Origin of the sequence: Paenibacillus sp. MABNR03 (assembly GCF_050455445.1) — a bacterium.
Lineage (GTDB): Bacteria > Bacillota > Bacilli > Paenibacillales > Paenibacillaceae > Paenibacillus > Paenibacillus xylanilyticus.
Window position 1 is genome coordinate 1,170,570 of the sequence record NZ_JBCIYR010000002.1, and the last position, 13,522, is coordinate 1,184,091.

Annotated in this window: 10 protein-coding genes; 7 read left to right on the forward strand and 3 right to left on the reverse strand. The window is 46.9% G+C overall.

All coding sequences use genetic code 11. The features are described 5' to 3' along the window. Nucleotides 1-227 precede the first annotated feature (227 nt). Both AAIH57_RS14135 and AAIH57_RS14140 read right to left on the reverse strand, forming a co-directional pair. Nucleotides 228-1,292: a phosphodiester glycosidase family protein gene (locus AAIH57_RS14135; protein ID WP_175399561.1), complete on the reverse strand. Its 1,065-nt coding sequence runs from the start codon at nt 1,290-1,292 to the stop codon at nt 228-230. Then, nucleotides 1,289-1,699, reverse strand: coding sequence for a hypothetical protein (locus AAIH57_RS14140; protein ID WP_430022023.1), 411 nt, complete (start codon nt 1,697-1,699; stop codon nt 1,289-1,291). The genes AAIH57_RS14135 and AAIH57_RS14140 overlap by 4 nt, the downstream gene beginning before the upstream one ends. 441 nt (nt 1,700-2,140) lie before the next feature. Here AAIH57_RS14140 and AAIH57_RS14145 point away from each other — a divergent pair, with 441 nt between their 5' ends. The 3 genes from AAIH57_RS14145 (at nt 2,141) to AAIH57_RS14155 (ending at nt 5,033) form a co-directional block, all read left to right on the forward strand. Beyond that, entirely contained in the window at nt 2,141-2,797 is a 657-nt protein-coding gene (locus AAIH57_RS14145) for a response regulator transcription factor (RefSeq protein ID WP_430022024.1), read from the forward strand. A gap of 139 nt (nt 2,798-2,936) precedes the next feature. Next, on the forward strand, nt 2,937-4,160 hold the full coding sequence (locus tag AAIH57_RS14150) for a PLP-dependent aminotransferase family protein (protein WP_175399564.1): 1,224 nt from the start codon (nt 2,937-2,939) through the stop codon (nt 4,158-4,160). Nucleotides 4,161-4,355: 195 nt separating this feature from the next. Further along, nucleotides 4,356-5,033 (forward strand): FMN-dependent NADH-azoreductase, encoded by a 678-nt coding sequence (locus AAIH57_RS14155; RefSeq protein ID WP_430022025.1) that lies wholly within the window; start codon nt 4,356-4,358, stop codon nt 5,031-5,033. 89 nt (nt 5,034-5,122) lie between these two features. Here the strand turns inward: AAIH57_RS14155 and AAIH57_RS14160 are convergent, their stop codons facing one another. Next, on the reverse strand, nt 5,123-5,983 hold the full coding sequence (locus tag AAIH57_RS14160; RefSeq protein WP_175399566.1) for a DUF2161 domain-containing phosphodiesterase: 861 nt from the start codon (nt 5,981-5,983) through the stop codon (nt 5,123-5,125). A gap of 358 nt (nt 5,984-6,341) precedes the next feature. Between AAIH57_RS14160 and AAIH57_RS14165 the strand changes: the two genes are divergently transcribed. The 4 genes from AAIH57_RS14165 (at nt 6,342) to AAIH57_RS14180 (ending at nt 13,474) form a co-directional block, all read left to right on the forward strand. After that, nucleotides 6,342-8,237 (forward strand): PrkA family serine protein kinase, encoded by a 1,896-nt coding sequence (locus tag AAIH57_RS14165; RefSeq protein ID WP_175399567.1) that lies wholly within the window; start codon nt 6,342-6,344, stop codon nt 8,235-8,237. A gap of 244 nt (nt 8,238-8,481) precedes the next feature. Next, nucleotides 8,482-9,486, forward strand: coding sequence for a globin-coupled sensor protein (locus AAIH57_RS14170; RefSeq protein ID WP_175399568.1), 1,005 nt, complete (start codon nt 8,482-8,484; stop codon nt 9,484-9,486). Nucleotides 9,487-9,614: 128 nt separating this feature from the next. Beyond that, the gene (locus tag AAIH57_RS14175; protein ID WP_175399569.1) at nt 9,615-10,619 is read left to right on the forward strand and encodes a LacI family DNA-binding transcriptional regulator; all 1,005 of its coding nucleotides are present in this window, start codon (nt 9,615-9,617) and stop codon (nt 10,617-10,619) included. 371 nt (nt 10,620-10,990) lie between these two features. Beyond that, nucleotides 10,991-13,474, forward strand: a complete 2,484-nt coding sequence (locus tag AAIH57_RS14180; protein ID WP_430022026.1) for an EAL domain-containing protein — start codon at nt 10,991-10,993, stop codon at nt 13,472-13,474. The last annotated feature ends 48 nt before the right edge of the window (nt 13,475-13,522 follow it).

Below are 13,522 nucleotides of genomic sequence, written 5' to 3' on the forward strand. Positions count from 1 at the left end.
CGTATCTAGGCATAAAAAAACCTCTCCTAAGAGAGGCTCGGCCTTTAGAGGCCCTTGGTTTTGTCGTTGTTGTAGGATGCAGTGAAAATGCCTGTCATATACAATGCGAGTACAATTGCAATAATCCAGAATGTCAATGAGAACGACATACACTTGCCACCTCCTGCACAATTAGCACTTTCTTCTATTATAACCAATAAAGGAAGAAAAGGAATGCCTATTGAGGATCATTTGTAAAATAAAAAGTGAGTAGGCACGGGTCTGAGATTGCCATCCGATGGATTGTTCACAACCCGGTTGTTCAGGATCAGCGAGGAGGAACCGCCGCCATCCAGATTATAGGCATCAACCACGCCCAGCTTGTACAACCGGCCTTGAAGCTCTTCAAGGGTGGCTCCCGAGCTGCCGTTTTCGTTATATCCATCCACAACAATAATGAGCAGCTGATCGTCCTTATAATTACCGATCACGGTACGAGGGGCTCTCTTGGGTGAAACTTTCCATTTGGCTGGGATAACTGTTTTCTTACCGTTCTGGAGCAGGACAGGCACAAAGGTTGCTCCGAATTGTGGTTTTAGGCGATCCAGCGAACTTTTATCGAAAAATTTACCGCCGACCAGTTTGCCGGTATCGTTGAGTCCTACAAAAAACAGGTCCTTGAAGCTGGCCTGGAAGCCGTTCACATACTTACCGTCCATGACCGTGGTACTGAGCGGGTAACGTTTGCCGCCACTATCTGCGAATCCGCCGGCATTGATTCCGGCGATTGCACCATTTCGCTTGACGGCCTGCATGGTCGTTTCGGCTTTTCCTGGTTCGCTGCTCAGAGCCATTTTCATGGCCGTAGGGTCTTTGAGTTTTATTTTCATGGCATAGCCCTTATACGAGCCTGGGTTCACTCTGTAGAGTTCGATCGTAAGCCGATCACTGTTAACCCGTTCGAGCGGAACGCCCAGCTTGGCTGAAATACGCTGATTGTAAATTGTTTCCGGACGTGCTGCCTGAACGGATGCCGATTGTACAATGGTAGACATCGTACTGGTCGTTCGATTATACAGCTCTGTCGTTCTTTTAATAGAAGAAGAAGTTTGAACGGCAGCTTCCTTAGCCCCAGCTAGCTCCTGACGAATGGCCTGGGTTTGGGGAGTAATGGTTTCCTCCGACAGTTCAGAATAAATGAAATCCCCGGTTTCGAGCGGGGGACGAAGCAGCAGCAAACAGAAGATCAGTCCAATAAAGGGAGCAAGTGCAAGCATAAAAAAACGATTAACCTGTTTGACGGGTGTAATCATTTGAGCAGGTCCATCTTTTTCTGGAGAGTTTCCAGTTGCTTTTTGACTTCGCTCAGTTGGGTGTACAACTTGTTGCTGTTATCCGTTTTGTCGCTTGCATTATCCTTGGTAAATGTCAGCAGCTCATTGAAGGATTGTACTTGTCCCTGCAGGTCCGCTACTTCCTTAGATATCGTTGTTAGCTGCTTTTCATAGTCCGCCTTTAGCGCGGCAATCTGCTGCTGATTATGGGCCTGAATCTGACTAATCATCTGTTTCTGAAGGTGGTTGCTATAATAGTAGGTTCCCACAACTCCCAGTGCAATGAGAACAATCCACATGACCAGAAATAGCTTGACTGAAGATCCGGCCTTGCCTTTGGCGCTCCGGGTGTGATGGATGTCAGAAGGTTGAGCAGAAGGTTTCATATCATCACTCCTGGTTATTAATAGGTACTAAAAAAATTCCAGTCCTCATTCTATCATGCCACTATTGATTACGCAAAAATGAAATTCTTTAAGTAATAGGATAAAAAGAGATTGCATCGGAAGGAAGTCCTAGGATACAATTTCTTATAGATGCAATAAGTAGGAACTTTGGGCAGGATTTTCGACTTTTTTAGCTAGTGATGCAGGAAAATTATACTATATTTTGCATGGATGAGGTATATGAAGTCCAGTGTCATGACGCTGTTGTGGTGAAATAAAGAAGAAAAATAGAAGCTATGCAGCTGTATCAATTGTTTTCCATCATATTTCGACATTTTTCGACTGTGCTTCCTCTATAAGCGGACTGTCGCAGGTATGGTGGCGAATCAAGGCAAAAAAGCAGAAAAGTATTTGTCCAATACATAACCAGGGGGAACAACCATGAAAAAAGTATGGCAGGTGGTCATCGTAGATATCCACCCGACCAGCATGCTGGGTACCAAATTGATATTGGAAGAGCAGCAGGATTTGCTTGTACGGGGCATGACATCAACAGGTACAGAAGGACTAGAGTTGGTTAAAATCCATCAACCCGACCTGATCTTGATGGATTATCGGCTTCCCGAAGGACAGGCCGATCAGTATATAACCCAGATGAAAAATCTGTCCGCACACAGTCATGTCATTATTTTGACAGATGAAGACAATGTGAAGCTGTTTCGTCATCTGATGGGTCTCGGTGCAAGCGGAATGTTGTCGAAACAGGCTTCCCCTAGCCAGCTGATTCACCTTATTTCGGGGTTGCGGGAGGGATGTGTGTCCATTCCGTTGTCCTGGCTCACAAGCACGGACTGGGCTCAGCCGGCTGACTCTCCGGTAGAAGAGTTTCTTGTTGAACTGACAGAAACTGAAACTTTTATTATGGAAAGAATTGTTCAGGGCGTAACCTATGATAAAATAGCCAGTGAGATTAACGTCAGCCGACGTTCCATTGATAACTACCTGCGCAAAATCTATGTAAAGCTGGATGTAAGCAGCCGCGCGCAAGCGATTGAACGTTACGCCTTATATGCGAGACAGGCCAAGACACTCTCCTGATCACCGTGCTTCATTTTTAAGCGTAAAGGTTTGGAACAGTAGGGAAGGTCAATCGTCATATTCGGCGTTCAGCAGGAATAGGTTGTAGTGGCTGCGGACTGCGAGCACAGTTCGGAATTGATGAAAGGGGAACGGACCGATGAAATATTTCTTCGCCTCCCGTACAAACAGGCTGTTGTCTTCACCACTCCGGGATATTCGTGAGATGTCTGGCCGTGATTATTTCATTTCTCTGGCCGAAGAGTTACCTGCAGAGGAATTATTTCCGTTCAAGCTGCTGGAAGAAGCGGCAGTATCTGTATTCAGTTCTGGACCATCTGCTCTTCAGTATGGTGAGCCGGCCGGCTACAGGCCTTTAAGAGAGTGGCTGGGCAAGGACTGGAATATCCGAAAAGACATACGTACAGTACCTGAACAGATTTTATTAACCACAGGAACCCAGCAGGCGATTGATTTGGTCATGCGTCTGCTGCTGGAGCCGGGGGATTCCGTTTTGGTGGAGCATCCCACCTCTCCAGGCTGTCTCGAAGTTTTGGAAATGCAAGGAGCCAAAATTGTACCTGTCCTTGGCGATTCTGACGGCATTTTACCCGATCTGTTGGAGCACCACATGCAGCAGCTGAGACCCAAGCTGCTTTTTGCTGCACCCAGTTTTTCGAACCCTACAGGCATATTATGGTCCATGGAACGGAGAGAGGCGGTGCTTGATCTGTGCTCCCGTTATGGAGTATTGCTGGTAGAGGATGACTCGTATGGCGAGCTTCACTTCGACGGTCTGGAGACGGCAGACTTTTATCGCAAGTTTCCCTCATTATTTGCGCTGGATACGGCTGATCAGGGCGGGCATGTTTTGTATATCGGCTCGTTCAGCAAAACGGTTGCACCTGCACTTCGTACGGGCTGGGCGGCAGGCCATCCTGCCCTGATACAAGCCATGGCTTCGGTCAAACGGATTGCGGACGGGCAATCCAGTCCAATGAATCAACGGTTGTTGTACCAGCTTCTCGCTCAGTCTCCATTTAAATGGAGTGACCATCTCTCCATGCTGAACCGGGAATACAAGATCAGACTTAAGCTGATGCTTGAATTGCTCAAAAGGCCTGGCTGGAAAGGTGTGCAGTATACGATCCCCAAAGGGGGCATGTACCTGTGGGTGCAGCTGCCTGAGGGTCTGGATAGCGGAGCATTGCTCAAAGTCGCACTGTCCAAAGGGGTATCCTTTCTGCCTGGCTCCCTCTGTTCCACAGGTGTTCCCGATCAGCGTCACATTCGATTGAATTTCAGTCATCCCGGCCGCGATGAGCTGCTGCTTGGAATGAACCTGATCAGTGAGGCCATCTCGGAATTTACGGCGCGCAATTAACCAGGTCAGATGGGAGAGATCGAGAGAGGGCTCCTTCAGATTGCAGCTGCAGCTATGGGGTTTAGGAAGTTTGAGATATTGAATTGTTTATAAAGGGTGTCATATCCCAAAGTAATTACGTTATTGCATCCACTAACATTTTTATATATAATATGTATTAATGAGTTGTTATTTTCTTTATATAAGCTGAATTCAATGCCATTTCAGGAGAAGCACTCATATATTTTAATTAACGGGGGAACGAACATGTCCAACATTTTATTTGTAAAAGCAAACGACCGTCCTGCGGATCAAGCAGTCAGTGTCAAATTGTACGATGCATTTTTGAGCGCATACAAAGAATCCCACCCAGGTGATACGATCACTGAGCTGGATCTCTACAATACAGATATTCCTTACTACGGCAACACTGTAATTACAGGTGGATTCAAAGCAGCTAACGGAATCGAAGCAACTGCTGAAGAGCAACAAGCTGCTGCACTGGCAGCTCAATTGCAAGATCAATTCCTGGCAGCTGACAAAGTGGTATTTGCATTCCCACTGTGGAACTTCACTGTTCCTGCACCACTGGTAAACTACATTTCCTATCTGAGCCAAGCTGGCAAAATGTTTAAATACACAGCTGAAGGCCCAGTAGGTCTCGTTGGCGACAAAAAAGTGGCATTGCTGAATGCACGTGGCGGCGTTTACTCCGTAGAGCCGATGGCATCTGCTGAAATGTCCGTAAAATATGTAACAAACGTACTTAACTTCTGGGGTATCCAAAACCCTGAGCTCGTTATCGTTGAAGGTCACAATGCTTCTCCTGATCGTTCCCAAGAGATCGTGGACGCTGGCCTGAAATTGGCTGCTGAAGTAGCAGCAAGCTTCTAATCGCTATTATATAGAATCATTTCAAAAAGAGCCTGTTATCTCTGAGGAGATAATAGGCTTCTTTGTGCATCATGAGTGCTGCATGCTATTCAATCTTTGGACGCCGGGGCGGAAGTCCCCCCTTGATGCACCAGGTACGGTTCAATTACCTCTGCAATTTCCTCTAGTCCTTCAACGTTGAAGTCATCTATAGAATTCCGGCTGCCTGACACATGCATATTTTGTTCCAAAACCTCGTGGTCTTCCAGCATGTGCGCATGTTCGGTCAGGGCTTGAACCCCCATAATCGTGAGCACGTATTTCCCACGTGACAATCGTTCGAACCAGCCATAATAATTCTTCTGCAAAATGGCCGCAGCTGAGCCGACACCCGTTTGTCTCGCCAATACGGCAGGGGAGGCCTCTCCATGGCTTCGAAGGGCAGAAGCGACGCGCAATGCCTTTTCCCGGTATGCAGTTACCAACTGTCTGCGGGTACTGCCACCCGTATTATAGTCTCCGCTGCGCTCTTCAAACTCTCGCAGCAGCCGTTGACGCCTAACTCCACCTTTGCGGGAAGGGGCACGGCTTGGAATGTTCTGTGCCGCAGGTTCGCACAGCACATCAATGAGTGGTGACTTTGTTTTATAGAACGTCACGGTAATCAGGCCCAGCCCAAGCTGTTGGCACAGTGCTGCAAGTTCACTCCAGCGCTGATTGACAGCACCCCGTTTGCTCCGGTTCCGTTCTACCGCGAGATAAACGAATGGGCTGAGCTTCAATCGCTGCATCCCCTGCAGCAGCAGGGAGAGATTGAACGTTTTTTTCATCTCCACAATAAGTGGTTCATCCTGACCGGGTTTAACCCCAACCAGATCGCAATGTCTGACCTCAGCCTTGATGATGAAGCCGCGCTGCTCGAAGAAGGTTTTTAGCGGCGAATATAACTCGGTCTCGTATTTTACTGCCATCGTTTCTGCCCCTTTCCCAAGAAGTTGTCCGTGGCGGGACGTTGTCCGGTTTCCTGAATTTAGAACCTTTATTATATCATAACTGTGCTTTTTTTTCTGAGGGCACAAGATGTCTGATAGAACAGGGAATAGCCGAAATTAAGACCCTTGAATTGAAAAAAAGAGGTCAACTTATCCGATTTGCCGCATAGGTATGTAATACACTTTTCACAACAATACAACACGTTTGGACAGAGGGTGGCGGGACTAATCCGGACCGCAGATTGGTATTCAAGCAGGAGTTGCAATTCTATTGATTTCTTCATACCATTCGGAATGGTTGACAATCACACTAAAGGAGCCATGGGAGGTACCAAGCATGAATATTTTTGAACGCGTTGCGGAATATCGGGCAGAGAGTGACCGTTTGTCATGGAATGGAACATTTGAAGATTATATTGCATTGTTGAGAGAGGACCCGACTCCGGCAATGACGGCTCACGCACGAGTGTACCAGATGATTGAATCGTTTGGCGTGGAAGAAGTCGGGGGGCACAAACGGTACAAGTTTTTTGAACAGGAGATATTTGGGCTGGATCGCTCCATTGAGAAGCTGGTCGAGGAATACTTTCATTCAGCAGCACGCCGTTTGGATGTACGGAAACGGATTCTGCTCCTGATGGGTCCCGTAAGTGGAGGGAAGTCGACGCTCGTGACACTGCTAAAGCGTGGTCTTGAGCAGTTCTCACGTACAGAGAAAGGCGCCATATACGCCATTGAGGGATGCCCAATGCATGAGGAGCCGCTGCATCTGATTCCGCTTGAGCTTCGTCCAGAAGTGGAGAAGGAAATTGGTGTCCGCATTGAGGGTAACCTTTGCCCATCCTGCCAGATGAGACTTCGGACTGAATATGATGGTGATATCAGCAAGGTGCGGGTGGAGCGGGTCATTGTTTCCGAAGATAACCGGGTGGGAATTGGTACATTCAGTCCATCCGATCCGAAATCGCAGGATATTGCCGACCTGACCGGCAGTATCGACTTCTCGACCATTACCGAGTTTGGTTCCGAATCCGATCCGCGTGCGTATCGTTTTGATGGCGAATTAAACAAGGCAAACCGTGGATTGATGGAATTTCAGGAGATGTTGAAATGTGATGAGAAGTTTCTGTGGAATCTCTTATCGCTCACACAGGAAGGCAATTTCAAAGCGGGTCGATTCGCTTTAATTAGTGCCGATGAAATGATTGTTGCTCATACGAATGAATCCGAGTACAAGTCGTTTATTTCAAATAAAAAGAATGAAGCCCTGCAATCCCGGATGATCGTTATGCCCATTCCCTACAATCTGAAGGTCTCCGAAGAAGAGAAGATTTATGGAAAGCTCATTCAGCAAAGTGACATGAAACATGTTCATATTGCACCGCATGCCCTGCGGACCGCAGCCATTTTCTCCATACTTACCCGCTTGAAGGAAACGAAAAAACAAGGCATGGATCTCGTCAAAAAAATGCGGATGTATGATGGTGAGGAAGTCGAGGGTTACAAGGAAGCCGATCTGCGTGAAATGCAAAATGAGTATTTGGATGAAGGGATGTCCGGCATTGATCCACGTTATGTCATCAACCGGATATCCAGTGCTTTGATTAAGCAAAACCTTCAATGCATTAACGCATTGGATATTCTGCGGGCAATCAAGGACGGTCTGGACCAGCATGCTTCCATTACCAAAGAAGAGCGTGAGCGTTACCTGAACTTTATTGCCTTGGCACGAAAAGAATACGACGAACTGGCTAAAAAGGAAGTCCAAAAAGCGTTTGTGTACTCGTTTGAGGAGTCTGCCCGAACGCTGTTCGAAAATTACCTCGATAACATCGAGGCCTTCTGCAACTGGTCGAAAATTCGTGATCCGTTAACCGATGAGGAGATGGACCCGGATGAGCGCTTGATGCGTTCGATTGAGGAGCAGATCGGCATTTCCGAAAATGCAAAAAAAGCATTCCGGGAAGAGATTCTCATTCGAATCTCGGCTTACTCACGGAAGGAGCGCAAATTCGAATACAGCAGCCATGATCGTCTGCGTGAAGCCATTGAGAAGAAGCTGTTTGCTGATTTGAAAGACATCGTTAAGATTACGACCTCAACCAAAACACCGGATGCGACACAATTGAAACGTATGAATGAAGTGATCAAACGGTTAATTGAGGAACATGGATATACTGCAGCCAGTGCGAATGAACTGCTGCGTTACGTGGGCAGTCTGCTCAATCGTTAATCTGAAACAAACCATTCCGGATCAGGCTCCTGATGTCTGCTGTGAGGCTCCTTCACGGCAGACTAAGGAGTCTTTTTGCGTGAATATTCATTTAAACACCCGAAAAACTGACACAAAAGGTTAAATCCATGACAAATTAGTTCTAAAGATATATGTAAGTTTAGGTAGTTTAGTCTATAATCGGAACAGTAATTTTATAAACTGGAGTATTTTAGTAGTTATTAAGGAGTTGACGGAACTAGATATGAGTATTACTGCAGCAAGACAAAAGCAACTCGATTATATTGGACTTACCAGGGCAGATCTTCAATTGCTTGCAGACCACAGGCCGGTATTTAAAAAGGTTGTGCATGATGTGGTGGATCACTTCTACAATCATGTTGGGAATTATCCTGAACTCGCAGAGATGATTACCCGATTTTCATCCATTGACCGTTTAAAAGAAACACAGCAAATGTACTGGTTGTCCATGACTGACGGCATCGTGGATGAGGCTTATATTGAACAGCGTATTGCGATTGGACTGGTGCATTCCCGCATTGGTTTATCTGAAGATTATTATTTGGGGACATACATGGTTTATCTCGATATTGCCACAAGCATATTTCAGCAGGTCATTCCTGATTCCTGGCATCGTGTCATTCAGGCACTAAGCAAAATGTTTAATCTCGATTCCCAACTTGTTCTTGAGGCTTACGAGAAGAAGGAAAAAGAAAAATTGCATCAGCTCGCCGCGGATCAGCAGCATACATTGCAGTCCGTTACGCAGATTACCCAGCAATTGACGGGCATGATTAGCGAACTGAACGAGAATGCTCAAGCCATCTCGGACGTTGCCAGAGAAACGGCAGCTTCACAAGACCAGGCCCATGAATTGCTGGAGGCATTGACAGGGGAAATCCATCAGATTGGCAAGATGGGAGAACTCATTCGTGAAATCTCGGAGCAAAGCCATCTCGTCGGTCTGAATGCAGCCATCGAAGCTGCACATGCAGGTGAATTCGGCCGGGGATTTGAGGTTGTTGCAAGCGAAGTCCGCAAGCTAGCTGCGAGCTCCCGGGAGGCACAAGGGAAAATTCAGGCGAACCTTGAACAGATTATGAAAAAGCTTGGAAGTGTACAACATGAATCGGAGCACACATCCCAAGGAGCAAGACGCCAGGCTTCACGCTCGGAGGAACTTGCCGTATTCGCAACAACGATGGAGAAACTTGCGCTCGATCTGAAGAAACTGGACCGCCCGCTATAGACATAAGCACCTCCTGATCCTGCGATACCGTTTCTGGCTGTTTTGAGCTATAATGGGGAGACAAACCTGCCGAATGTTATAGTGATGCAGCCGGAGACAGGGGATTTGAAAGAGGTTGAGGTGATCAGGTGGCTTCTATCCATGATGTGGCCAAAGAAGCGGGCGTATCTGTTGCAACCGTTTCCAAAGTGCTGAACGATTATCCCGATGTAAGTGACAAAACTCGCAAAAAAGTCAATATAGCCATCGAACTATTGAAATATCAACCAAATGTGGTGGCACGGGGACTTGTAAAACGCCGTTCTTGGACGGTGGGAGTACTGTTGACGGTTCCTTTTACCAATCCATTTGTTTCGGAATTGCTTGAAGGCATCAAGACAGCACTTGAGAATAGCGGTTATGATCTTGTCCGATTGTCCACACGTTTCGATGATCCGGGGTACTCGTTTATCAAACACTGCCGCAGCCGGAATGTGGATGGCGTTGTTGTGTTCGGGGAAGGCAGAGACAACAAAAGTATCGAGGAATTGGTCCAAGCAGAGATTCCAACCATGTTTATTGACACGGACTTGTTTGGCAAACGGGCAGGGTATATTACTACGGACAACTCCAATGCGATTGCGATGAGCGTCAGACACCTGCATGAGCTGGGGCATCACAAAATCGCCTATATCTCGGGTACACTTGGACCGGCTGTAGCCAATCTTCGGCTGGAAGGGTACCGGGAAGGATTGCGTGAGTGCGGCATTCCGTACTCGACCGTATATCTGGAGGTATGTGACTATTCCTTTGAAGAGGGAAGTAAGGCAGCGAGACGATTGCTTGCATTGAAAGATCAACCGACAGGAATCGTTTGTGCCTCGGACATGGCCGCATTTGGTGCGATCCATGAAATCGAGAAGCACGGCCTGAGTGTGCCTGAAGATATTTCCGTTGTTGGCTTCGATAATACGTATTATGCTCAAGTATTCAAGCCAGGGCTTACAACGATTAACCAAAATATATATTCCATCGGCATTAAGTCGATTGAGTATCTGATTGCGATGATTGAGAATCCGGATTATTCTCCTCCGGTTGTTACGGAGCCATCCAATCTGGTTATTCGTCAGACCACTGCGCCTGTCAAAGCGTGAGGACGTACGAACCAAGCACAGCCGGTTGGCTGTGCTTTTTTTGGCGTGATCATATATTGGTTCTGTAACGTGAAAATACGGAAGGGCTAGGAAGAAACGGTTATAGGATATATCACTGTAAATTTGAAGATTATTAACCTTAATAATCCTTCGTTTACTGGAAAAAAGTGTTGATTTCCGACTCTAGGACGTTTAGACTATACACATCACAAATAAACGGGTTTCTGATGTATGGCTGCGGTGTTTTGAAAGTTAGTGGTCATTAGTCAAAATGATGCGAAGGGAGCGCCTGTCACCCGGACAGTGCGCCCCTTCTTTTTTACATTATGCCTACATACAACAAGATCTTCCCGGTTGAAAGGAAAGACGGAGTGGAACAACACATACATGGAACGTATAATTTGGAACTGGTTATTTTATCATACATTATTGCTGCCCTTGCTTCTTATGCTGCGCTTGACCTTGCCGGCCGCGTAAGTTTGGCCAAGGGAATGTCCAGAATCGTATGGCTTACCAGCGGTGCTATGTCCATGGGACTTGGTATCTGGTCGATGCATTTTGTGGGCATGCTTGCGTTTGTCCTTCCTATGAATGTGTCCTATTCGATGGACAAAGTCGTTCTGTCCGTCCTGCTCGTAGTGGCTGCATCGGGTATTGCGCTACACATTGCGGGGCGTAAGTCTGGCAATTTACGACAAATTATTGTTGCTGGTCTGCTTATGACAGCAGGGATCACCAGCATGCATTATGTGGGAATGGCTGCCATGTCGGTTCCGATTAGTTATGAGGCAGATAGAGTATTTGTATCTGTACTGATTGCAGCAGGTGCTTCCTTTGCAGCATTATGGCTGATGTTTTCTCTGAGCCAGCATCAAACGCGGTTCACTTGGATGTACAAAATGGGTAGTGGGCTCATTATGGGGATCGGTATCACAGGCATGCATTATACAGGAATGTCAGCGGCACAATTTTATCAACATACGCATGTTCCGACGGCAAATTCCGTCATGCAGATTGAACCGGGATTATTGGCATATCTGATCGCAGCAGGTACGTTCATTACGCTTGGGTTTACACTTTTTGGGATTTATATTAATCAACGAATGTCCATAAAGGATCAGCGAATTCGTGAAAATGAACAGTGGTATCAGGCTTTGTATGAAAACCATTCGGATGCCATTATTTCGGTGGATAATGTGGGGATTGTCAAAGGCATAAATGCTGCGGTTACGCGTATTACAGGATATCCGGAGAGGGCGGTTATCCATCGCTCACTGGATGAAATTGTGAAGCACGTCAATATTCAATGGAGTTCCGAAGGGCTCCAGAGCTCGGGCTGGACAAATAGCAGTCTTGAACGTCGTTATTATACGGCAAGCATGAGAGGGTTTCATGGGCAGCATCTGGATTTGAGCATAAGTGTAGTGCCTGTATTAATTGAAGGCAATGATGTCGGCAGTCATATTTTGATCAAGGATATCACTGAGGAGAAGAGGGCGCAGGAAACGATCCGTCATCAGGCTCTGCATGATCCGCTTACTGGACTGCCGAACAGACGTAAACTGGATGAGGTACTTGCCGAAACGATTGCATCTTCAGCAATATCTCAAAGTTCGTTTGCCGTAATGGTGATGGATATCGACCGTTTCAAAATGATTAATGATTCACTGGGACATTCCATCGGGGACGTATTTCTAAGGGAAGTTAGCGACAGAATCCTTAAGGCGATCCGTATATCCGATTCAAAAGGCATGGATAATGTTATGCTGGCCCGTATGGGTGGGGACGAATTTACGCTGGTGGTTACAAACGAGCAGGGGAATGTGGAACGTGTCACCAGCCTTGCGGAACAGATTGTTGGAGCCATCCAGCTGCCATATCGGTTAAAAGAGAATGACTTCTACGTTACAGCGAGTATCGGTATTGCCATGTATCCGGAACATGGAACAGAAGCGGATGCCCTGTTGAAACATGCGGATACTGCCATGTATGAAGTGAAGAAGAATGGCAAAAACGGATTTCAGTTCTATACAACCGAGCTGGATTCGGAATTGTATGAGCGCATTGAACTGGAGGGATATCTTCGCAAAGCGCTGGAACGTAATGAGATGGTGCTGTATTACCAGCCCCAGATTCGCACGGAGGATAGCCGGATGATCGGTGTGGAGGCTCTGATTCGCTGGAAGCATCCGCTCAAGGGGATTTTGGCACCCAATGTGTTCATTCCTCTTGCCGAGGAAACAGGCATTATTTATGACATAGGAAACTGGACTCTGCGTGAAGCCTGCAGGCAGATGAAACGATGGCATGCCAGCGGTGGTCCACTGATCCCGGTATCGGTTAACCTGTCCAGCCAGCAATTTCATCAGTCCAATCTGGTGGAGCAGGTTCAGAGTGCCCTTGCGGAAACGGGGTTGGAAGCCCGCTATCTGGAACTTGAAATAACGGAAAGCATGATGATGGATGCCTCAGTATCAACAGGCATACTAAATGAGCTTACTTCGCTTGGGGTCAAGATTAGTCTTGATGATTTTGGCACAGGATATAGCTCGCTGAGTTACTTGAAGCATTTTCCGATTCATAAGCTGAAGATTGATCGTTCGTTTGTTACGGACATTACGGAGAGCCAAAGTGACCAGGCTATTGTGGCAACCATCATAACCATGGCGCAGAATCTGAAAATGGATGTTATTGCCGAAGGGATTGAAACGAAAGGTCAGCTGGATATCCTGATGCAGAACGATTGCCGGGAAATCCAGGGATACTATTTCAGCCGTCCGCTGCCGGCAAATGAAGTGGAACATGATTTCTTTGTGCCGCTGCGACTACAAGGAGACCCCATCAATCTTGGGTGAGTTTAAATGCCAAGCGGCAAGTCCCCGCCATCTGCCAGGGACTTGCCG

Coding starts and splice junctions, on each gene's coding strand:
- AAIH57_RS14135 (WP_175399561.1), bottom strand. CDS start 1,292: ATGATTACACCCGTCAAACAGGTTAATCGTTTTTTTATGCTTGCACTT.
- AAIH57_RS14140 (WP_430022023.1), bottom strand. CDS start 1,699: ATGAAACCTTCTGCTCAACCTTCTGACATCCATCACACCCGGAGCGCC.
- AAIH57_RS14145 (WP_430022024.1), top strand. CDS start 2,141: ATGAAAAAAGTATGGCAGGTGGTCATCGTAGATATCCACCCGACCAGC.
- AAIH57_RS14150 (WP_175399564.1), top strand. CDS start 2,937: ATGAAATATTTCTTCGCCTCCCGTACAAACAGGCTGTTGTCTTCACCA.
- AAIH57_RS14155 (WP_430022025.1), top strand. CDS start 4,356: ATGCCATTTCAGGAGAAGCACTCATATATTTTAATTAACGGGGGAACG.
- AAIH57_RS14160 (WP_175399566.1), bottom strand. CDS start 5,983: ATGGCAGTAAAATACGAGACCGAGTTATATTCGCCGCTAAAAACCTTC.
- AAIH57_RS14165 (WP_175399567.1), top strand. CDS start 6,342: ATGAATATTTTTGAACGCGTTGCGGAATATCGGGCAGAGAGTGACCGT.
- AAIH57_RS14170 (WP_175399568.1), top strand. CDS start 8,482: ATGAGTATTACTGCAGCAAGACAAAAGCAACTCGATTATATTGGACTT.